The 21126-nt window shown below is 64.2% G+C and carries 24 protein-coding genes; 1 reads left to right on the top strand and 23 read right to left on the bottom strand.

The window, feature by feature from the left end; translation table 11 throughout:
* Positions 1–87: 87 nt before the first annotated feature.
* From bamB to trmJ, 18 genes are all read right to left on the bottom strand, one after another.
* Positions 88–1257, bottom strand: coding sequence for an outer membrane protein assembly factor BamB (bamB, locus tag AC25ND_RS10980; protein WP_088852385.1), 1170 nt, complete (start codon positions 1255–1257; stop codon positions 88–90).
* Positions 1232–1873, bottom strand: a complete 642-nt coding sequence (locus AC25ND_RS10985) for a tetratricopeptide repeat protein (protein ID WP_028689599.1) — start codon at positions 1871–1873, stop codon at positions 1232–1234. Before AC25ND_RS10985 ends, bamB begins: the two co-directional genes overlap by 26 nt.
* A 38-nt stretch (positions 1874–1911) precedes the next feature.
* The gene (hisS, locus tag AC25ND_RS10990) at positions 1912–3201 is read right to left on the bottom strand and encodes a histidine--tRNA ligase (RefSeq protein WP_028689598.1); all 1290 of its coding nucleotides are present in this window, start codon (positions 3199–3201) and stop codon (positions 1912–1914) included.
* Positions 3202–3225: 24 nt separating this feature from the next.
* Entirely contained in the window at positions 3226–4335 is a 1110-nt protein-coding gene (ispG, locus tag AC25ND_RS10995) for a flavodoxin-dependent (E)-4-hydroxy-3-methylbut-2-enyl-diphosphate synthase (protein ID WP_028689597.1), read from the bottom strand.
* 3 nt (positions 4336–4338) lie between these two features.
* A complete protein-coding gene (locus AC25ND_RS11000) occupies positions 4339–5346 on the bottom strand; it encodes a RodZ domain-containing protein (protein WP_088852386.1) in 1008 nt (335 codons plus the stop codon).
* Positions 5343–6104 (bottom strand): type IV pilus biogenesis/stability protein PilW, encoded by a 762-nt coding sequence (gene pilW / locus AC25ND_RS11005; protein WP_028689595.1) that lies wholly within the window; start codon positions 6102–6104, stop codon positions 5343–5345. Before pilW ends, AC25ND_RS11000 begins: the two co-directional genes overlap by 4 nt.
* A 14-nt stretch (positions 6105–6118) precedes the next feature.
* Positions 6119–7261 carry a dual-specificity RNA methyltransferase RlmN gene (gene rlmN, locus AC25ND_RS11010; RefSeq protein WP_062364551.1) on the bottom strand — a complete coding sequence of 381 codons (1143 nt, stop codon included), beginning with the start codon at positions 7259–7261 and terminating at the stop codon, positions 6119–6121.
* 28 nt (positions 7262–7289) lie between these two features.
* A complete protein-coding gene (ndk, locus tag AC25ND_RS11015; protein ID WP_023630072.1) occupies positions 7290–7715 on the bottom strand; it encodes a nucleoside-diphosphate kinase in 426 nt (141 codons plus the stop codon).
* Between the two features lie 89 nt (positions 7716–7804).
* On the bottom strand, positions 7805–8005 hold the full coding sequence (gene iscX, locus AC25ND_RS11020) for a Fe-S cluster assembly protein IscX (RefSeq protein WP_028689593.1): 201 nt from the start codon (positions 8003–8005) through the stop codon (positions 7805–7807).
* Between the two features lie 10 nt (positions 8006–8015).
* Positions 8016–8357, bottom strand: coding sequence for an ISC system 2Fe-2S type ferredoxin (gene fdx / locus AC25ND_RS11025; RefSeq protein ID WP_028689592.1), 342 nt, complete (start codon positions 8355–8357; stop codon positions 8016–8018).
* A 3-nt stretch (positions 8358–8360) separates the two neighbouring features.
* The gene (hscA, locus tag AC25ND_RS11030; protein ID WP_028689591.1) at positions 8361–10223 is read right to left on the bottom strand and encodes a Fe-S protein assembly chaperone HscA; all 1863 of its coding nucleotides are present in this window, start codon (positions 10221–10223) and stop codon (positions 8361–8363) included.
* A gap of 43 nt (positions 10224–10266) precedes the next feature.
* A complete protein-coding gene (gene hscB, locus AC25ND_RS11035) occupies positions 10267–10788 on the bottom strand; it encodes a co-chaperone HscB (protein WP_062575680.1) in 522 nt (173 codons plus the stop codon).
* A gap of 8 nt (positions 10789–10796) precedes the next feature.
* A complete protein-coding gene (gene iscA / locus AC25ND_RS11040; RefSeq protein ID WP_023630636.1) occupies positions 10797–11120 on the bottom strand; it encodes an iron-sulfur cluster assembly protein IscA in 324 nt (107 codons plus the stop codon).
* A gap of 28 nt (positions 11121–11148) precedes the next feature.
* Positions 11149–11535 (bottom strand): Fe-S cluster assembly scaffold IscU, encoded by a 387-nt coding sequence (gene iscU, locus AC25ND_RS11045; RefSeq protein ID WP_011532337.1) that lies wholly within the window; start codon positions 11533–11535, stop codon positions 11149–11151.
* Between the two features lie 46 nt (positions 11536–11581).
* Positions 11582–12796, bottom strand: coding sequence for an IscS subfamily cysteine desulfurase (locus AC25ND_RS11050; protein ID WP_046854251.1), 1215 nt, complete (start codon positions 12794–12796; stop codon positions 11582–11584).
* A 44-nt stretch (positions 12797–12840) separates the two neighbouring features.
* Complete coding sequence (gene iscR, locus AC25ND_RS11055) at positions 12841–13332, bottom strand: Fe-S cluster assembly transcriptional regulator IscR (RefSeq protein WP_028689588.1); 492 nt, start codon at positions 13330–13332, stop codon at positions 12841–12843.
* Between the two features lie 168 nt (positions 13333–13500).
* Positions 13501–14289: a serine O-acetyltransferase gene (gene cysE / locus AC25ND_RS11060; RefSeq protein ID WP_028689587.1), complete on the bottom strand. Its 789-nt coding sequence runs from the start codon at positions 14287–14289 to the stop codon at positions 13501–13503.
* A 3-nt stretch (positions 14290–14292) separates the two neighbouring features.
* Positions 14293–15048: a tRNA (cytosine(32)/uridine(32)-2'-O)-methyltransferase TrmJ gene (trmJ, locus tag AC25ND_RS11065; RefSeq protein ID WP_062364557.1), complete on the bottom strand. Its 756-nt coding sequence runs from the start codon at positions 15046–15048 to the stop codon at positions 14293–14295.
* Positions 15049–15199: 151 nt separating this feature from the next.
* On the opposite strand from trmJ, the gene suhB reads away from it, so the two are divergent.
* Positions 15200–16018 (top strand): type III secretion system regulator SuhB, encoded by an 819-nt coding sequence (gene suhB, locus AC25ND_RS11070; RefSeq protein ID WP_028689585.1) that lies wholly within the window; start codon positions 15200–15202, stop codon positions 16016–16018.
* A gap of 90 nt (positions 16019–16108) precedes the next feature.
* Here suhB and AC25ND_RS11075 read toward each other — a convergent pair whose 3' ends face one another.
* The 5 genes from AC25ND_RS11075 to tgt all read right to left on the bottom strand — a co-directional run bounded on the left by AC25ND_RS11075 (position 16109) and on the right by tgt (position 21116).
* The gene (locus AC25ND_RS11075; RefSeq protein ID WP_028689584.1) at positions 16109–16657 is read right to left on the bottom strand and encodes a glycine zipper 2TM domain-containing protein; all 549 of its coding nucleotides are present in this window, start codon (positions 16655–16657) and stop codon (positions 16109–16111) included.
* A gap of 119 nt (positions 16658–16776) precedes the next feature.
* Positions 16777–17685 (bottom strand): protein translocase subunit SecF, encoded by a 909-nt coding sequence (gene secF, locus AC25ND_RS11080; protein ID WP_062364559.1) that lies wholly within the window; start codon positions 17683–17685, stop codon positions 16777–16779.
* 10 nt (positions 17686–17695) lie between these two features.
* Positions 17696–19558 (bottom strand): protein translocase subunit SecD, encoded by a 1863-nt coding sequence (gene secD / locus AC25ND_RS11085; protein WP_062364561.1) that lies wholly within the window; start codon positions 19556–19558, stop codon positions 17696–17698.
* A gap of 63 nt (positions 19559–19621) precedes the next feature.
* On the bottom strand, positions 19622–19957 hold the full coding sequence (gene yajC, locus AC25ND_RS11090) for a preprotein translocase subunit YajC (RefSeq protein ID WP_050704350.1): 336 nt from the start codon (positions 19955–19957) through the stop codon (positions 19622–19624).
* Between the two features lie 43 nt (positions 19958–20000).
* Positions 20001–21116, bottom strand: coding sequence for a tRNA guanosine(34) transglycosylase Tgt (gene tgt / locus AC25ND_RS11095; protein ID WP_486976355.1), 1116 nt, complete (start codon positions 21114–21116; stop codon positions 20001–20003).
* Positions 21117–21126 lie beyond the last annotated feature (10 nt).

Below are 21126 nucleotides of genomic sequence, written 5' to 3' on the forward strand. Positions count from 1 at the left end.
GCAAAGGCCGCTGCAAGGCAGCGGCCGGAGTTCGGGCGGCGCTTCATGCGCCGCGGCCTGAGCCCGCGAGCGAGCTCAAGCATAGCTTCAGCGGATGGTCAGTGCCTCGAGCTTGCCGCTGTTGCCGAAGACGTAGATGGTGTCGCCGACCACCAGGGGTCGGGCGCGCAGGCCATCGCTGTCGATACGCTCACGGCCGACGAAGCGGCCATCGACCTGGCTGAGCAGGTGCAGGTAACCCTCGAAGTCGCCCACCGCCACGTAGCTGGAGAACACTTCCGGCGCCGACAGCTGACGGCGGGCCATCGAATCGTTGCTCCACAGCGAGCTGGAAGAACGCTCGTCGACGCTCTGCACGGTACCCGACGCTTCGCTCACGTAGACGTTGCCGAAGCCTTGAGCGACACCCACATAGCTGGAAGCATCGCGCTGCCACAGCACGCGGCCGCTTTCCAGGTCCAGGCCGGCGACGCGGCCCTGGTAGGTGCTGACGTAGAGGGTGCCACCGGACAGCAGCAGGCCGCCGTCGATGTCCACCACACGGTCCAGCTCGGAACGGCCCTGCGGAATCGCCACGCGGCTCTCCCACACCGGCACGCCGTTGCTGATATCGACCGCCACCACCTTGCCGGTGGACAGGCCGGCCACGGCCAGGCGGTTGGTCACCACCGGCGCGCCGGTGCCGCGCAGGGTCAGCACGGCAGGGCTGTTCTCGTAGATCCAGCGACGGTCGCCGGTGGCGGCGTCGAAGCCGACCAGACGGTCGTCCTGGGTCTGTACCACCACCACGTCACCGTTGTTGGCGGGCGGCGCCAGCACTTCGCTGCTGACGCGCGAGCGCCAGCGCTCCTCGCCGGTGCTGGAATCCAGGGCGATGACCTCGCCCTTGAGGGTCCCCAGCATGACCAGGCCGTAGCCCACGCCCACCGCGCCGGATACCGGCAGCTCGAGGTCCTTCTTCCACACCACGTCGCCGGTGATGCGGTTCAGCGCGAAGACCTCGCCGTTGACGTCGGAGGCGTAGATGCGGTCGTTCTCGATGGCCGGCACCAGGGTGTTGTAGGTCTCGCCCTGGCCGTCACCGATCGAACGGCTCCACTGCTTCTTCAGCACCACTTCCTCGGTGAACTTGGTCAGCTCGGCCGGGGGCAGTTCCTTCTTGCTGTTGCTGCTGCAACCCGCCGCCAGCACGGCGAGGGTGAGCACTGCTGCTTGTTTCCAACCCTTCACTTCAGGCGTCCCCTTTGGCCAGGTCATCCAGCTTCAGTTGCAGGCCACCGATCGCGGCGTCGTCGGACAGCGCGGCCTTGGCTTTTTCGTAGGCGCTGTGCGCGTCGTCGGCGCGGCCCAGCTGTACCAGCAGGTCGCCCTTGAGTTCTTCGCGGCTGGCCAGGAAGGCCTTGTCGGTATCGCCCTCGAGCAGCTTGAGCGCGTCCTCAGCCTTGTCCTGGGCCGCGAGCACGCGGGCCAGACGCTGGCGCGAGATCTCGCCGAGGGTGGCGTCGGCCGGCTTGTCCAGCACGCTCTTCAGCTCACTGGCCGCATCGTCCAGCTTGCCGCTTTCGACCGCGACCTTGGCCACGAACAGGCTGCCGTACTGGGCGTAGGCGGTGCCGCCGAACTCGCTCTTGAGCTTGCCGGACAGCTCGGCGACCTTGCTCGCATCGGGCTTGCCGTCAGGCGTCAACGAGGTTTCCAGCAGCGCCTGGTACAGCGCCGAGGCGCCCTGGGACTGGTTGGCCTGATACTTGTGCCAGGTCTGCCAGCCCAACACCACCACGCCGGCGAGCAGGGCGCCGGTCAGCAGCGGCTTGCCGTTGCGGTTCCACCAGTCCTTGGCTGCAGCCAGGCTCTCATCATCGGTACTCGACACCCCAATACTCCTATTCGCCTATTCGTTGTCAGACCGCGTCACGCCTGGGCGATCGCGGTTTCCAGGTGCGCGGCAAGCGCATCCCAGGCAATGTTCTGTTGTTCGCCCTGGCCACGCAGGGGCTTCAGACCGATCTGCTGCTTCTCGAGCTCGTCGTCACCCAGAATCAGCGCGAACAACGCGCCGCTCTTGTCGGCCTTCTTGAACTGGCTCTTGAAGCTGCCGCCACCGGCATTGACCGCCAGGCGCAGGCCCGGCAGGCGATCGCGCAGGCTTTCGCTCAGGCGCAGGCCGGCCAACTCAGCCGGCTCGCCGAAGGCGCACAGGTAGACGTCGATGGTGCGGCTGATCGACTCGGGCACCTTGCCCAGGGTCTCCAGCAGCAGGATCAGGCGCTCGATGCCCATGGCGAAACCGACGCCCGGGGTCGGCTTGCCGCCCATCTGCTCGACCAGGCCGTCATAACGACCACCGGCGCAGACGGTACCCTGGGCGCCGAGCTTGTCGGTGACCCACTCGAACACGGTCTTGCTGTAGTAGTCCAGGCCACGCACCAGCTTGGTATTGATCACGAACGGAATGCCGGCGGCGTCGAGGCGGGCCTTCAGGCCCTCGAAGTGCACGCGGGACTCTTCGTCCAGGTAGTCTTCCAACTTCGGCGCGCCGACCAGCACCGCCTGGGTGTTCGCATCCTTGCTGTCGAGGATGCGCAGCGGGTTGCTTTTCAGGCGGCGCTGGCTGTCCTCGTCCAGTTGCTCGAGGCGGGCCGAGAGGAACTCGACCAGCGCGTCGCGATAGCGGGCGCGGGCTTCGCTGGTGCCCAGGCTGTTGAGCTGCAGCTCGACCGCGTCCTGGATGCCCAGCAGGCCCCACAGGCGCCAGGTCAGCATGATCAGTTCGGCGTCGACGTCCGGGCCATCGAGGTTGAACACCTCAACACCGATCTGGTGGAACTGGCGGTAGCGGCCCTTCTGCGGACGCTCGTGACGGAACATCTGGCCGATGTACCAGAGTTTCTGCACCTGGCCGTTGCCGGTGATGCCGTGCTCGAGCACGGCACGCACGCAGGCTGCGGTGCCTTCGGGGCGCAGGGTGAGCGAGTCGCCGTTGCGGTCCTCGAAGGTGTACATTTCCTTCTCGACGATATCGGTGACTTCACCGATCGAGCGCTTGAACAGCTCGGTGAACTCGACGATCGGCGTGCGGATCTGGCTGTAGCCGTAGCTGTCCAGCAAGCCGGCCACGGTGCCCTCGAAATAGCGCCACAGCGGCGACTGGTCGGGCAGGATGTCGTTCATGCCACGGATGGCTTGCAGCGATTTGCTCACGAGTAGTCCTTACGAATCTGTGTCTCAGCCGCGGGCGATCAGCGCCGCGTCGGCCTCGGCCTTCTCGGCCGCTTTCTGGCGGATGAGCTTTTCCAGCTCGTCGACCAGGTTGTCGTTGTTCAGCTTCTGCGATGGCTTGCCATCGATGTAGACCAGGTTCGGCGTGCCGCCGGTCAGGCCCACGTGCGATTCCTTGGCCTCGCCCGGACCGTTGACCACGCAACCGATCACCGCCACGTCCAGCGGTACCAGCAGGTCCTCCAGGCGCCCTTCCAGTTCGTTCATGGTCTTGACCACATCGAAGTTCTGCCGCGAGCAGCTCGGGCAGGCGATGAAGTTGATGCCACGGGAACGCAGGTGCAGCGACTTGAGGATGTCGTAGCCGACCTTCACTTCCTCGACCGGATCGGCGGCCAGGGAGATGCGGATGGTGTCACCGATGCCTTCGGCCAGCAGCATACCTAGGCCGACGGCGGATTTCACCGTCCCCGAGCGCAGGCCGCCGGCTTCGGTGATCCCCAGGTGCAGCGGCTGGATGATCTGCTTGGCCAGCAGGCGGTAGGCCTCGACGGCCATGAACACGTCGGAGGCCTTGACGCTGACCTTGAAGTCCTGGAAATCCAGGCGGTCGAGGTGCTCGACATGGCGCAGCGCCGACTCGACCAGCGCCGCCGGAGTGGGCTCGCCGTACTTCTTCTGCAGGTCCTTTTCCAGGGAACCGGCGTTGACGCCGATGCGGATCGGGATGCCGCGGTCGCGGGCCGCGTCGACCACGGCGCGCACACGGTCCTCACGGCCGATGTTGCCCGGGTTGATGCGCAGGCAGTCGACGCCAAGCTCAGCCACGCGCAGGGCGATCTTGTAGTCGAAGTGGATGTCGGCGACCAGCGGCACACTGACCAGTTTCTTGATGCGGCCGAACGCCTCGGCGGCGTCCATGTCTGGCACCGAGACACGCACGATGTCCACGCCGGCATCGACCAGGCGCTGGATCTGCGCCACGGTGGCGGCGACATCGTTGGTGTCGGTGTTGGTCATGCTCTGCACCGCGATGGGCGCATCACCACCCACCGGCACATTGCCGACCCAGATTTTGCGGGATTCGCGACGTTTGATCGGAGATTCGCCGTGCATGACTTACTGTCCCAACTTCAGGCGAGCGGTTTCGCCACTGGTGAACGGGGCGACATCGACCGCCTGGCCGTTGTAGCTCACCTGGGCGCCGCGGGCGAAGCCCAGGCGCACCGCGAACGGTGGCTTGCCGGTCAGTTCCAGGCTGTCGCCCTTGCGCTTGATGGCGCTGAACAGCACCTTGCCGTTGCCGTCGGTGACCTGGGTCCAGCAATCGGCGGTGAATTGGATATGGACCTTGGCACTGCCGGCCGGGGCCGGTGCGGCATCAACGGGCGCAGCTGCTGCGGTCGGCGCGACAGGAGCGGCTGGCGCTGCCGCAACAGGCGCGGCAACCGGTGCCGCGGGAGCGACGGCGGTCGGCGCGGCGCCGGTGGCTGGCGCGGCGGGTGTCACGGCCGCAACTGGCGCCTGGGCCTCGACGACCGGCGCCTGCTCGGTAACGTTAGGTTCCAGTGGCAGAGCCTGGCCCTCGGGCTGCTGGCCCTCGCTCACGGCCTGGTCTTCCGGCTCGTCCAGCGGATGAATCTGCGTGGTGCCGTCGGCGCTCTCGACTTCGACATGCTCCAGGGCGATCTTGGCCAGGTCCTTGCCGCGCAGGCTGCTCTGGTCCTGCCACCAGAAGAAGCCACCGCCGACCACCGCGACCAGCAGCAACAGGCTGACCACCCGCAGGATATTGTGCGACAGCCGCACCGGCTCTTCGATGCGACCGAGGGCGTGCACTTCGCTGCCCTGGGCGTGGGTGCCGGTGATCTGGTCGAAGGCCTCGACCAGGGGCGCCTGGTCCATGTCCATCAGCTTGGCGTAGGCGCGGATATAGCCACGGGCGAAGGTGTGCCCGGGCAGCTTGTCGAAGGCGCCGTTTTCCAGGTTGTTCAGCGAAGATACCGTGAGGTTGAGCTTGCGAGCGACCTCGGCCTGGCTCCATTCGCGCTTTTCGCGGGCCTGGCGCAAGACATCACCGGGGTTCTGGCGAGTCGCTGCTGCTACTTCAGTGTGCGCGGCTTTCATCGTTGCTCCGACAGGTATTGCTGATATTCCGGCGTACCGGGATAAAGTCGTTGTAATTGCTGGCCCAAACGGGTCGCGGTGCCCTGTTCGTCGAGGGCGATTGCCAGGCGATGGCCCAGCAGCAGGCTGCGGGCATCCTGGTCGCTCAGCTGGCTGAATCGATCGTAGTAATCCCGGGCCGGCACATAATGCCTGTTTTCGTAGGACAACTCAGCCATTTCGAGCAATGCCCTCGGTTGCCGCCGATTGAGCCGAAGGGCTTTTTCCAGGTAGACACGCGCCTGCTCACCCTGCCCCAGCTTCAAGGCGGTGAGCCCCAGGTTCTCGTACACGCGGGAACGCTCAGGATACAGGGTATCGGCGACAGCCTGGAGGAACATCGCCCGGGCCTCGTCGAAACGGCCCTGAGCATATAGGAAACTGCCGTAGTTGTTGCGGATTCGTGTGTCATCCGGGCGGATGGCCAAGGCCTTGGCAAAGTGCTCGCCGGCAAGTACCGGCTCATCCTCGGCCTGGAACACCAGGGCCAGTGCCGCATGGGCCTCGCCGTCACGAGCGTCCAGGGCCAAGGCCTTGCCCAGCGGCGCCTTGGCGCGCTCAGTTAAACCTTGTTGCAAATACCCCAGCCCCAACTGCACGTAGGCTTGCCCCGCCGCCTCACGCCCCTGGCGGCTGGCCAGAGGGTCACCCGCGCCGCCGGACACGCAGCCGGCCAGCAGCGAAAGCGTCAGGATCGACAGCGCGGCGCGCAGGCTCATGGGGCAGGTGCTCGTCAGGGGCGCGCGGCGCTGTCTTGCGGCTCGTCGGCAGCCAGCTGGCGTACGGCGATGTAGCGCTCGCTGCGGCGGGTACGGTCGTTGACCTGACCCACCAGCTGACCGCAGGCGGCATCGATGTCGTCACCGCGGGTGGTGCGCGTGGTCACGTTGAAGCCGCCGTGGTGCAGCAGGTCCTGGAAGCGACGGATGGCATTGTTGCTCGGTCGCTCGTAGCCCGAGTGCGGGAACGGGTTGAACGGGATCAGGTTGATCTTGCACGGCACATCACGCAGCAGCTCGATCATCTGCGCGGCGTGCTCGGGCTGGTCGTTGACGTCCTTGAGCAGGGTGTACTCGATGGTGAGCACGCGCTTGCCGCCGAGGGTGGACATGTAGCCCATGCACGACTCCAGCAGCATCTTCAGCGGGTACTTCTTGTTGATCGGCACCAGCTGGTTGCGCAGTTCGTCGTTCGGCGCGTGCAGCGACAGGGCCAGCGACACGTCGATGTGCTTGGCCAGTTCGTCGATCATCGGCACCACGCCCGAGGTGGACAGGGTGACGCGACGCTTGGAAATGCCATAGCCCAGATCTTCCATCATGATCTTCATGGCGGCGATGACATTGTCGAAATTCAGCAAGGGTTCGCCCATGCCCATCATGACCACGTTGGTGATGGCGCGGTCGATCTTGGCCGGAACGGTCCCGAAGGATTTGTTGGCAAGCCACACCTGGCCGATCACTTCGGCGGCGGTGAGGTTGCTGTTGAAGCCTTGCTTGCCGGTGGAGCAGAAGCTGCAGTCCAGGGCGCAGCCGGCTTGCGACGACACGCACAGGGTGCCGCGATCGTCGGTAGGGATGTAGACGGTCTCGACGCAGCTGCCAGAGGCAACGCGGACCACCCACTTGCGGGTGCCGTCGGCGGAAATGTCTTCACTGACCACTTCCGGGCCCCGAATCTCGGCAACGGCCTCGAGCTTTTCGCGCAAGACCTTGCCGACATTGGTCATGGCGGCGAAATCATCGACGCCAAAATGGTGAATCCATTTCATCACCTGACCGGCACGGAAGCGCTTCTCCCCGATTGAGTCGAAGAACTGTTCCATTTCCGCCAGGGTCAGCCCCAGCAGGTTGATCTTGTCAGTCGATGTCGTCATGGATTCACCCTCACCCGTAAGCCTTCGCTTAGCGAGTGGTTACCTCGGTAGCAGCGAAGAAGTAAGCGATTTCGCGAGCAGCGGCGGCTTCGGAGTCCGAACCGTGAACGGCGTTGGCGTCGATCGACTCGGCGAAGTCGGCGCGGATGGTGCCGGCGGCCGCTTCTTTAGGGTTGGTGGCACCCATCAGCTCACGGTTGGCCAGAATGGCGTTTTCGCCTTCCAGAACCTGTACAACGACGGGGCCGGAAGTCATGAAGGCAACCAGGTCACCAAAGAAGCCACGCTCTTTGTGCTCGGCGTAGAAGCCTTCGGCTTCGGCTTTGGACAGCTGCTTCATTTTCGAGGCGACGACGCGCAGGCCGGCTTTCTCGAAGCGAGTGGTGATCTCGCCGATGACGTTCTTGGCAACGGCGTCAGGCTTGATGATGGAGAAAGTACGTTGAACAGCCATGGAAAACTCCAGAATATTGAGTGTTGCGAAAAATTAAACCCGCGAATTATACGCGGGTTCCAGGGGATTGCCTAACCTGCAGCGTGCGCTCAGTCGGCTTCTTCGATCCAGGCCGCCTGGATGGCCTCGAGAACCTTCTCGCCGCAACGCGACGGATCGTCATCGAAGTCCGGCAGCGCCATGACCCAGGCGCGCAGATCGACGAAATTCACGTAATGAGGATCGACCTCGGGCTTGCTTTCCGCAAGCTGGATGGCGATCTCAAGTACATCAACCCATTTCAGACTCATGTACAGGCCCTCAGTGCGGCGCTTCGGCGGCGTGGTTGAGCGAATACTTGGGGATCTCGATGGTGAGGTCCTCATCGCCGACAACCACCTGGCAACCCAGGCGCGACTGCGCCTCCAGGCCCCAGGCCTTGTCCAGCATGTCCTCTTCGAGCTCGTCGGCTTCTTCAAGCGAGTCGAAGCCCTTGCGGATGATGCAGTGGCAAGTGGTGCAGGCCTTGACGCCGCCGCAGGCGCTTTCCATCTCGATGTGATGGTCGTGGGCCAGCTCCAGGATATTGGTCCCGGTAGGCACTTCCACGGTCAAGCCCTCGGGGCAGAACTTCTCGTGCGGCAGGAATGTCACCAGCGGCATCGGTTACTCCTCGATCTCATTCAGGTTGCGCCCGGCCAGTGCGGCTTTGACCGTCGAATCAAGGCGACGGGCGGCAAATGCATCGGTCACCTGCGACAGACGCTTGGTCTGTTGCTCGATGGCGGCGCCATCGGTGCCGGTCAGCAAATCACGTAGTTCCTGCATCTGGAATTCGATCGCGTCGCGCTCGTCACTGCTGAGCAGGCGCTCGCCATCGGCGTCCAGGGCGCCCTGCACCGCCTCGAGCAGGCGCTCGGCGTCGACCTGGTGCTCGCGCAGTTGGCGGGCGTGCTTGTCGGAGCCTGCATGCTCGAAGGAGTCCTTGAGCATGCGGGCGATCTCGCCGTCGGTCAGGCCGTAGGACGGCTTGACCTGGATGCTCGATTCCACGCCCGAACCCAGTTCGCGGGCCGCGACGCTGAGCAGGCCGTCGGCGTCGACCTGGAAGGTCACGCGGATCTTCGCCGCGCCCGCGACCATGGCCGGTATGCCGCGCAGCTCGAAGCGCGCCAGGGAACGGCAGTCGCTGATCAGCTCGCGCTCGCCCTGCAGCACGTGGATCATCATGGCCGACTGGCCATCTTTGTACGTGGTGAATTCCTGGGCGCGGGCCACCGGAATGGTGGTGTTGCGCGGGATCACCTTCTCCATCAGCCCGCCCATGGTCTCAAGCCCCAGGGACAGCGGGATGACGTCGAGCAGCAGCAGCTCGCCGCCTTCGCGGCGGTTGCCGGCGAGGGTATCGGCCTGGATGGCGGCACCGATGGCCACAACCTGGTCCGGGTCGATCGAGGTCAGCGGGGTACGACCGAACAGCGCGCCGACCGCCTCGCGCACGCGCGGCACACGGGTCGAACCGCCGACCATGACCACCGCGCCGACCTCTTCCAGCTCGATGCCGCTGTCGCGCACGGCGCGGCGGCAGGCCTTGAGACTGCGGGCGATCATCGGTTCGATCATGGCTTCGAAGGCGGCACGGGTCAGCTCGCCCTGCCAGGCGCCATGGTGGACGCTGACCGCTTCACTGTCGGTCAAGGCTTCCTTGGCCGCGCAAGCGGTCTGCAGCAGCAGGCGCTGGGTGGCCGGATCGAGGTCGGCGGACAAGCCAGCCTGCCCGATGATCCAGCCGGCAATCGCATGGTCGAAGTCATCGCCACCCAGGGCAGTGTCGCCACCGGTAGCCAGCACTTCGAAGACACCAGCGGTCAGGCGCAGGATGGAGATATCGAAGGTACCGCCTCCCAGGTCGAAAATCGCCACGACGCCTTCGGCATCCTGATCCAGGCCATAGGCCACGGCAGCCGCGGTCGGTTCGTTGAGCAAGCGCAGGACATTGAGGCCGGCCAGCTTGGCGGCGTCCTTGGTCGCCTGGCGCTGGGCATCGTCGAAATAGGCCGGGACGGTGATCACCGCGCCGACCAGCTCGCCACCGAGGGTTTCCTCGGCACGCTGGCGCAGCACCTTGAGAATATCGGCCGACACTTCCACCGGGCTTTTCGGACCCTGGACGGTGTCGATGAACGGCATGTGCGACTCACCGCCGACAAAACGGTACGGCAGTTGCTCACCCAGCTGCTTGACGTCCGCCAGGCCACGCCCCATCAGACGCTTGACCGACAGGATGCTGTTGAGCGGGTCGCTGGGGGCAGCCTCGCGCGCGGCCAGGCCGACTTCGACAGCGTTGTCGAGATAACGCACGGCGGATGGCAGGATGACACTGCCCTGGGCATCGGGCAGCGGTTCGCTGCGCCCGCTGCGCACGGCGGCGACGAGAGAATTGGTGGTGCCCAGGTCGATGCCCACCGCCAGGCGGCGCTGGTGCGGCTGGGGGCTCTGACCGGGTTCGGCGATCTGCAGTAGGGCCATGCTTATCTGAGTACCTTAGGCGTCATCACGGGCAACGCCGGGGTTAATCGTCGAGGCGCTCTTCGAGTTGGCGCACTTCTTGGGCGAGCTTGTCGAGGAACTGCATGCGGCGCATCAGGCGCTCGGCCTGCTCACGCTCTGCAGCAATATCCCAGCAGGCGGCGAAATCCTCGTTCAGCGTGTCCTGGGCGACCTTGAGGCGCTTCTTGAACACGGCGACACCGTCGAGATCGGCTTCGTCCTGCAGGTCTTCGAGTTCTTCGCGCCACTGCATCTGCTGCAGCAGGAAGTCCGGGTCGTGCACCGTGACTTCCTGAGGCACCTCATGGCCGCCGATGGCCAGCAGGTAGCGGGCCCGGCGCGGCGCGCTGCGCAAGGTCTGGTAGGCGTCGTTGAGGGCCGCCGACTTTTCCAGCGCTACGCGCTGCTCGCGCTCGGAAGCGTCGGCGAAACGGTCCGGATGGACCTCGCGGGCCAGCTCGCGGTAGCGAACGGCCAATTTGTCGAGGTCCAGACGAAAACCAGGCTGCAGGTCAAACAGGGCGAAATGACAAGGAGTACCCACGGCCAGCCTCAAACGTTGAAGCTTTCGCCGCAGCCACACTCACCGCGCACGTTGGGGTTGTTGAACTTGAAGCCTTCGTTCAACCCTTCCTTGACGAAGTCCAGCTCGGTGCCGTCGAGATAGACCAGGCTTTTCGGGTCGATGATGACCTTCACGCCATGGTTCTCGAACACCTGGTCTTCGGCGGCGAGCTCGTCGACGAACTCCAGCACGTAGGCCAGGCCCGAGCAGCCGGTGGTGCGCACGCCCAGGCGAATGCCCTCACCCTTGCCGCGCCCGTCGAGGGAGCGGCGAATGTGGTTGGCGGCGGCTTCTGTCATGCTGATAGCCATCGGAACTCCTTACCTCGCGACAGTCGACTTAGATCAAGCCTTTCTTCTGCTTGTAATCGCGAACAGCTGCCTTGATGGCATCTTCGGCGAGCACGGAGCAGTGGATCTTGACCGGCGGCAGTGCCAGCTCTTCAGCCAGCTGGGTGTTCTTGATGGTTTCGGCCTCGTCCAGGGTCTTGCCCTTCATCCACTCGGTGGCGAGGGAGCTGGAGGCGATGGCCGAACCGCAACCGTAGGTCTTGAACTTGGCGTCTTCGATGACACCCTGCTCGTTGACCTTGATCTGCAGGCGCATCACGTCGCCGCAGGCCGGGGCGCCAACCATGCCGGTGCCGACATCCGGATCGTCGGCGTTCATCTTGCCGACGTTGCGCGGGTTTTCGTAGTGGTCGATGACCTTTTCACTGTATGCCATGGTGCAATTCCTTCCTCATCAGGGAGCCGCTCTTGCCGGCGACTGCTTAGTGGGCGGCCCACTCGATCTTGGAGATGTCGACGCCGTCTTTGTACATGTCCCACAGCGGCGACAATTCACGCAGCTTGTTCACGGCTTCGCAAACTTTCTGCGCGGCGTAGTCGACTTCTTCCTCGGTGGTGAAGCGACCGAAGGAGAAGCGGATCGAGCTGTGCGCCAGTTCGTCATTGCGGCCCAGGGCGCGCAGGACGTAGGACGGCTCGAGCGAAGCGGAGGTGCAGGCCGAACCGGACGAAACGGCGATGTCCTTCAGCGACATCAGCAGCGACTCGCCCTCGACGTAGTTGAAGCTCAGGTTCAGGTTGTGCGGCACGCGCTGGGTCTGGCTGCCGTTGACGTACAGCTCTTCGAGGTCCGAGACCTGCTTGAAGAAGCGGTCGCTCAGGGCCTTGATGCGCACGTTTTCAGCGGCCATTTCCTGCTTGGCGATGGCGAAGGCTTCGCCCATGCCGACGATCTGGTGGGTCGGCAGGGTGCCCGAACGCATGCCGCGCTCATGGCCACCGCCGTGGATGATGGCTTCCAGGCGCACACGCGGCTTGCGGCTGACGTACAGCGCGCCGATACCTTTCGGGCCATACACCTTGTGTGCGGAGAACGACATCAGGTCGACCTTGAGCTTCTGCAGGTCGATCTCGACACGGCCGGCCGATTGGGCGGCATCGACGTGGAACAAGACGCCGCGCGAGCGGGTCAGTTCACCGATGGCGGCGATGTCGTTGATCGAGCCGACTTCGTTGTTCACGTGCATCAGCGAGACCAGGATGGTGTCGTCGCGCAGCACGGCCTCGACCATGGCTGGGGTGACGATGCCGTCTTCGCCAGGCTCGAGGTAGGTGACTTCGAAACCTTCACGCTCGAGCTGGCGAGCGGTGTCCAGGACCGCCTTGTGCTCGATCTTGGAGGTGATGATGTGCTTGCCCTTGGTCTGATAGAAGTGCGCCACGCCTTTCAGGGCGAGGTTGTCGGACTCGGTGGCACCGCTGGTCCAGACGATCTCGCGCGGGTCGGCGTTGATCAGTTCGGCGACCTGGCGGCGGCCGTTCTCGACTGCTTCCTCGGCCTTCCAGCCGAACACGTGGGAGCGCGAGGCCGGGTTGCCGAAGTTCCCGTCAACCAGCAGGCACTCGGCCATCTTCTGGGCGACACGGGGATCGACCGGCGTGGTCGCGGAGTAATCGAGGTAGATCGGCAACTTCATTGAGTATCTCCTATCAGGCGGTGGCGTCGCTCGTCGCTGTGGTTTCAGTCGACGGCGGACGTCTCAATCTTGTCCAACTGGGCAACTCGGCCTGCGACACGGCGCAGGTCCTGGCGCTGGGCGACTTCCTGCACCTCGCGGCGCATGACGAGGTCGGCCAGGCTGATGCCACTGAGGAATTCATGGATCTGCTGGCTCAGGTCGCACCACAGGTGGTGAGTCAGGCAGGTATCACCGGCGTGGCAGTCCCCCAGCCCCTGGCAACGGGTGGCATCGACCGATTCGTTGACCGCGTCGATGACCTGGGCCACCTGGATGGTTTCCATGCCCCGCGACAGCTGGTAGCCGCCGCCCGGACCGCGAACGCTGGATACCAGGCTGCTGCGGCGCAGCTTGGCGAACAGCTGTTCCAGATAAGAGAGGGAAATGCCCTGGCGCTCGGAAATGTCGGCCAAAGACACCGGCCCCTGCTGCGCGTGCAACGCCAGGTCGAGCATGGCGGTCACGGCGTATCGGCCTTTGGTAGTCAGTCGCATGGCGTATGGGTACCACGGGAGTTACAGGATGTGTGCGAGTATGCGATTCCCGAGCATTTAAGTCAACTATTAGACCTAGTGCTTTAGTCGGGTATGCATGCGGGAGGCGGGCGCGAGTGTAGCAGACAAGGGGCGCAAGCACACGCCCCTTGTGTCGGTCCGGCGCAATCAATGCGACTGAGTGTCGCCCTGCTTGAGTTCGGCGCAGGCCGCGGCGAAGTCGTCGTCGGGCAGCGCCGGCAGCTCCTTGGCACAGTAGTCACTGCCCATCCGGGTCAGCGCGCCGCACATGCCCTCCAGGCGCTCGTCGACGGCCTGCAGGTGGTCGAGCATCTGGCCGATGGCGCGGGCCACCGGGTCCGGCATGTCGCCGCTGACACCATAGGCATCGAAGCCGATCTTCTCGGCCATGGCCTTGCGCTTGGCCTCGACGGCGTCATCCTCGGTCTTGACGATGATCCGCCCCGGAATGCCCACCGCCGTGGCGCCGGCCGGCACTGCCTTGGTGACCACGGCGTTGGAGCCGATCTTGGCCCCGGCGCCGACGGTGAACGGGCCCAGCACCTTGGCCCCGGCACCGACCACCACGCCGTTTTCCAGGGTCGGGTGACGCTTGCCCTTGTTCCAGCTGGTGCCACCGAGGGTGACGCCCTGGTACAGGGTCACGTCGTCGCCGATCTCGGCGGTCTCGCCGATGACGATGCCCATGCCGTGGTCGATGAAGAAGCGCCGGCCGATGGTCGCGCCTGGGTGGATCTCGATGCCGGTCATCCAGCGACCGAAGTTCGACACCAGCCGCGCCAGCCACTTGAAGTCGCGTCGCCACAGGGCATTGCCCAGCCGATGCAGCCAGATGGCGTGCATCCCCGGGTAGCAGGTCAGGACCTCGAAGGCGTTGCGCGCCGCCGGGTCACGATGGAAAACGCTCTGGATATCTTCACGCAGACGTTCGAACATCTGTCAGTCCTTCCGTTTATGCGGCTCGCCCCGTGCGACCTTCTGGGTCTCGGTAAGGATGCCGCGCAAAATGCTCATTTCCGGACGCTCCACCGAGCTTCGCCCATACAGCCGGCGCAGGCGCGCCATCAGGTGCTTGGGTTTCTCGGGATCGAGGAAGCCGATGTCCACCAGGGTCTTTTCCAGGTGGTCGTAGAACAGCTCCATTTCGTCCATGGTCGCCAGCTCGCTGGCGTCGACCTTCTCGACCTTCGCCGCACTGCCCTGCCCTGCCAGCCAGGCCATGCGCACCTCATAGGAGAGCACCTGGACGGCGGCGGCCAGATTCAGCGAGCTGAAGTCGGGGTTCGAGGGAATGTGCACGTGGAAGTGACATCGCTGCAGTTCTTCGTTGGTCAGGCCGGCGTGCTCGCGCCCGAACACCAGGGCGATCTCTTCGCCGCCCATGGCCTGGGCCACGGCCTTGGCCCCGCATTCGCGCGGGTCGATCAGCGGCCAGGGGATGCTGCGCTCACGGGCGCTGGTACCCATGACCAGGCTGCAGCCGACCAGTGCCTGCTCGAGGCTGTCGACCACCTGGGCGTTGTCCAGCACGTCGTCGGCGCCCGAGGCGCGGGCACTGGCGTCCGCAGCCGGAAACTCTTTTGGCTGCACCAGCACCAGACGCGACAAGCCCATGTTTTTCATGGCTCGCGCAGCGCCGCCGATGTTGCCGGGGTGGCTGGTATTGACCAGAACAACACGAATATTTTGCAGCAAGGTGTCGTGCTCTCGGATGCGGAAACAGGAGGGTTCGATCTTACAGAACCGACCAGCGTAACGCCATGAAAGCAAATGTGACACTTCTGTCGTGAAAGATTTCTGCTAGAATGATCGGCTTTCCTCTTTAACATCTCCAGGTGACCTTCCCATGCAGCCTATGCTGAATATCGCCCTGCGCGCCGCTCGCAGCGCCAGTGAACTGATTTTCCGCTCCATCGAACGCCTGGATAGCATCAAAGTCGACGAAAAGCAGGCCAAGGACTACGTGTCCGAGGTTGACCGCGCCGCCGAGAAGGTCATCGTCGAGGCCCTGCGCAAGGCCTACCCGAACCACTCGATCCAGGGCGAAGAGACTGGCCTGCACGCCGGCACCGGCGAAGAAGGCAAGGATTACCTGTGGATCATCGATCCGCTGGACGGCACCACCAACTTCCTGCGTGGCGTTCCGCACTTCGCCGTCAGCATCGCCTGCAAATACCGCGGCCGCCTCGAGCACGCCGTGATCGTCGACCCGGTTCGCCAGGAAGAATTCACCGCCAGCCGTGGCCGTGGCGCCCAGCTAAATGGCCGCCGCCTGCGCGTCAGCTCGCGCACCAGCCTGGAAGGCGCACTGCTGGGCACCGGCTTCCCGTTCCGTGACAACCAGATGGCCGACCTGGACAACTACCTGGGCATGTTCCGCGCCCTGACCGGCCAGACCGCCGGCATTCGCCGCGCCGGCTCCGCCAGCCTGGACCTGGCCTACGTCGCCGCCGGCCGCTTCGACGCCTTCTGGGAGTCGGGCCTGTCCGAGTGGGACATGGCCGCGGGCGTGCTGCTGATCCAGGAAGCCGGTGGCCTGGTGAGCGACTTCAACGGTGGCCACGACTTCCTCGAGAAGGGCCACATCGTCGCGGGCAACATCAAGTGCTTCAAGGCCGTGCTGACCGCCATCCAGCCGCACCTGCCAGAGCACATGAAGCGCTAAGCGCTGATTGCGAGCACAAAAAAGCACCCCTCGGGGTGCTTTTTTTGTATCTGCGATCGACGCCTTCTGTGGGAGCGGCCTGCGAAAGGTTTACTGACCTGGCTGGTTCTGGCTCAAGACCAGCTTGCCATTCTTGTCCAGCGGGATGGTTGAGCCCGGCTCGTGGTCCATCTTCACCTTGCCCACCTGGTCGCCGATGGAATAGGTCACGTTGTAGCCAACCACCTTTTCGCTGATGTCGTTGACCGTGTTGCAACGGGTTTGCGTGGTGGTGTAGGTATCACGCTCCTGCATGCCTTCCTGCACCTTGTTGCCGGCATAGCCGCCACCGACCGCACCGGCCACGGTGGCAATCTTCTTGCCGGTACCGCCACCGATCTGGTTGCCCAGCAGGCCACCGGCGATGGCGCCGACCACCGTACCGGCAATCTGGTGCTGGTCCTTGACCGGCGCCTGGCGCGTCACGGTGACATCCTTGCAGACCTCACGCGGCGTTTTCACTTGCTGCTTGATCGGCTGCACGTCGGTGACCTGGGCGTACTCAGGCCCCTTGTTCACCAAGCTGTAGGTCGCCACAGCACCTCCGGCAGTCACACCGACAGCACCCAGAACCGCACCCACCAGCATTGACTTGTTCACGTGAACCTCCTGATCGTACCCGCGGACTCCGGCCCGCCTTCTCCCTGCCTTGGAGCAAAAAAAAAGGCGCGAGTTCAACACTCGCGCCTCTCTTTGCGCCGAATGGCGCGGAACAAGCGTTACGGACGGTCGTCCACACCCTCGGTCTTGACCGGCGGGATCAGGTCTTCGCTGCTCAGGTTCAGCCAGATCAGCACCACGTTGGCGATGTAGATCGACGAGTAGGTACCCGCCATGACACCGATGAACAGCGCCAGGGAGAAGCCGAACAGGTTGTCGCCGCCGAAGAACAGCAGCGCGGCGATGGCCAGCAGGGTCGACACCGAGGTGGCGATGGTGCGCAGCAGGGTCTGGGTAGTAGAAACGTTGATGTTCTCGATCAGCGAGGCCTTGCGCATCACCCGGAAGTTCTCGCGCACCCGGTCGAACACGACGATGGTGTCGTTGAGCGAGTAGCCGATGATCGCCAGTACCGCCGCCAGCACCGTCAGGTCGAAGGTGATCTGGAAGAACGACAGGATGCCCAGGGTGACCACCACGTCGTGCACCAGCGAAACGATGGCGCCCACGGCGAATTTCCACTGGAAGCGGAAGGCCAGGTAGATGAGGATACCGCCCAGTGCCAGGAGCATGCCCATGCCACCCTGGTCACGCAGCTCCTCGCCTACCTGCGGACCGACGAACTCGACGCGCTTGATCGTGGCCGGGTTGTCGCCGCCGGCCTTCTGCAGGGCCGCCGCGACCTTGTTGCCCAGCTGTGGGTCATCGCCCGGCATACGCACCAGCAGGTCGGTGGTGGCGCCAAAGCTTTGCACCACAGCCTCGTGGAAGCCGGAGTCGACCAGCTCGGCACGCACTGCCTTGAGGTCGGCCGGGCGCTCGTAGGTAAGCTCGATCAGCGTACCGCCGGTAAAGTCCAGGCCGAAGTTCAGGCCCTTCTGCCACCAGCTGAACAGCGCCAGCACGGTGAGGAGCACGGTAATGGCGAACGCGACATTGCGCACGCCCATGAAGTTGATGGTTTTCATCGCAGCTCCCTCAAACCCACAGCTTCTTGATGTCACGCCCGCCGCAGGTCAGGTTGACCATGGCGCGGGTCACCATGACGGCGGTGAACATCGAGGTGAATATCCCGAGGGACATGGTGACCGCGAAGCCCTTGACCGGGCCGGTACCCATGGCGAACAGGATACCGCCGACCAGCAGGCTGGTCAGGTTGGCGTCGATGATCGCGGTGTAGGCGCGGTTGAAGCCTTCGTGAATGGCGCGCTGCACCGACATGCCGGCTTTGAGCTCTTCACGGATACGCGAGAAGATCAGCACGTTGGCGTCCACCGCCATACCCATGGTCAGCACGATACCGGCGATACCCGGCAGAGTCAGCGTGGCGCCCAGCAGCGACATCAGCGCCAGCAGCAGGACCATGTTGCCCGCCAGGGCGACGGTGGCGATCACGCCGAAGCCGCGGTAGATGGCGATAATGAACAGCGAGACGAACAGCATGCCCCACAGGGACGCATCGATACCCTTGGTGATGTTGTCGGCGCCCAGGCTCGGACCAATGGTGCGCTCTTCGGCGAAGTACATCGGCGCGGCCAGGCCACCGGCACGCAGCAGCAGGGCCAGCTCGGAGGACTCGCCCTGGCCGTTCAGGCCGGTGATGCGGAACTGGCTGCCCAGCGGCGACTGGATGGTCGCCAGGCTGATGATCTTCTTCTCTTCCTGGAAGGTCTGCACCGCGACTTCTTTCTCGACGCCGTCGACCACCTGCTTCTGGTAGCGGGTGACCGGCTTCTGCTCGATGAAGATCACCGCCATGCTGCGCCCGACGTTGGTGCGGGTGGCGCGGCTCATCAGCTCGCCACCGTGGCCGTCTAGGCGAATGTTCACCTGCGGGCGACCGTGCTCGTCGAAGCTGGCCTGGGCGTCGGTGACCTGGTCACCGGTGATGATCAGGCCGCGCTCTACAGGGGCGGAGCGGCCGCCTTCGCGGAACTCGAACACCTCGGTGGTGGCCTTGGACGCGCCCGGCTCGGCACCGAAGCGGAACTCCAGGTTGGCGGTCTTGCCGAGGATACGCTTGGCTTCGGCGGTGTCCTGCACACCCGGCAGCTCGACCACGATGCGGTTGGCGCCCTGGCGCTGGACCAGCGGCTCGGCCACGCCCAGCTCGTTGACCCGATTGCGCACGGTGGTCAGGTTCTGCTTGATCGAGTATTCGCGGATCTCGGCGACTTTCGCCTGGGTCAGCGCCAGACGCAGCACGGCGAGCTCGTTGCGCTCGGTGGTGGTCAGGTCGAAATCATTGAAATTCTTGCGGATCAGGCTGCGGGCCTGTTCGCGGGTAGCATCGTCGGCGAAGCCCAGCATGATGCCGCCGTCCTGCTGGGGCAGGCTGCGGTAGCGGACGCGCTCTTTACGCAGCAAGGTCTTGACCTCGCCTTCGTAGACTTTCATGCGAGCGGTCATGGCCTTGTCCATGTCCACTTCCAGCAGGAAGTGCACACCACCGGACAGGTCCAGGCCCAGCTTCATCGGGCTGGCACCCAGGTTGCGCAGCCACTGCGGGGTGGTCTGGGCCAGGTTCAGGGCCACGACGTAGTCGTCGCCGAGGGCCTTGCGCGCCACATCCTTGGCCGGCAGCTGGTCTTCCTGGTTGGTCAGGCGTACCAGGGCACTGCCCTTCTCGCCCAGGCTGCCGCCTTTGACGGTGATGCCGGCATCGGTCAGGGCCTTGGTCACGCGATCGAGGTCGGCCTGGCTGACATGCAGGGCGGAGCTGGCGCCGCTGATCTGCACCGCCGGATCATCCGGATAGAGGTTGGGTGCGGAATAAATGAAGCCGATCGCCAGTACCACCACGATCAGCAGGTATTTCCACAGAGGGTATTTGTTCAGCATCACGCCGCCCGTTCAAGACGCGGGGCGCTTTGCGCGCCCCGACTGGAAAAGAAAACCGGTAACTCAGATAGCCTTGAGCGTACCTTTCGGCAGGGTCGCCGCCACGGCACCCTTCTGGAACTTCAGCTCGACGTTGTCGGACACTTCCAGGACCACGAAGTCGTCGGCGACCTTGACGATCTTGCCGGCGATGCCACCGGTGGTGACTACTTCGTCACCTTTTTGCAGGTTGCTCAGCAGGTTTTTCTGTTCTTTGGCACGCTTGGCCTGCGGGCGCCAGATCATCAGGTAGAAGATGACCAGGAAACCAACCAGGAAGATCCACTCGAAGCCGGTACCGGCTGGGCCGGCGGCTGGTGCTGCAGCGTCCGCGTAGGCGGCGGGAATCAAGAAGCTCATTGGGCACTCCTAATGAATATTTTCTAATAATGGATGCGAACAGTCAGTCCAAGGGCGGCACAGGCAGCCCGCGCTTGGCGTAGAAGGCGTCGACAAAGGCGGCCAATTTACCCTGTTGAATAGCCTCGCGTAAACCGGCCATCAAGCGCTGGTAATGGCGCAAGTTGTGGATGGTATTCAGCATGCTGCTCAACATTTCGCCGCACTTGTCCAAGTGGTGCAGATAGGCGCGGGAGAAGTTGGTGCAGGCATAGCAATCGCAGGTCGGATCCAGCGGCGATTCATCGTGGCGATGGAACGCGTTGCGGATCTTGATCACCCCGGTATCGACGAACAGATGGCCGTTGCGCGCATTGCGCGTGGGCATCACGCAGTCGAACATGTCGACGCCGCGGCGCACACCCTCTACAAGATCTTCCGGCTTGCCTACCCCCATAAGGTAACGAGGTTTGTCAGCCGGCATCTGCGCGGGCAGGTAGTCCAGCACCTTGATCATCTCGTGCTTGGGTTCACCCACCGAAAGGCCGCCGATGGCCAGGCCGTCGAAGTCGATGTTGACCAGTGCTTCCAGCGAGCGCATGCGCAGGTCCTGGTACATGCCACCCTGGACGATGCCGAACAGTGCCGCGGTGTTGTCGCCGTGGGCGTTCTTCGAGCGCTGGGCCCAGCGCAGCGACAGCTCCATGGAGGTGCGCGCCACGTCGTGCTCGGCCGGGTACGGCGTGCACTCGTCGAAGATCATCACGATGTCCGAACCCAGGTCGCGCTGGACCTGCATGGACTCCTCGGGGCCCATGAACACCTTGGAACCGTCCACTGGCGACGCGAAGGTCACGCCTTCCTCCTTGATCTTGCGCATGGCGCCCAGGCTGAACACCTGGAAACCACCGGAATCAGTGAGGATAGGGCCTTTCCATTGCATGAAATCGTGCAGGCCGTTGTGTTTCTTGATGACCTCGGTGCCCGGGCGCAGCCACAGGTGGAAGGTATTGCCGAGGATGATCTCGGCGCCGATGGCCTCGATGTCACGCGGCAGCATGCCCTTGACCGTGCCGTAGGTGCCCACCGGCATGAAGGCCGGGGTCTCGACGGTGCCACGGGGGAAGGTCAGCCGGCCACGACGGGCCTTGCCGTCGGTAGCCAGCAGTTCGAACGACATTCGACAGGTG

It is taken from the genome of Pseudomonas sp. P110(2024) (assembly GCF_057480795.1).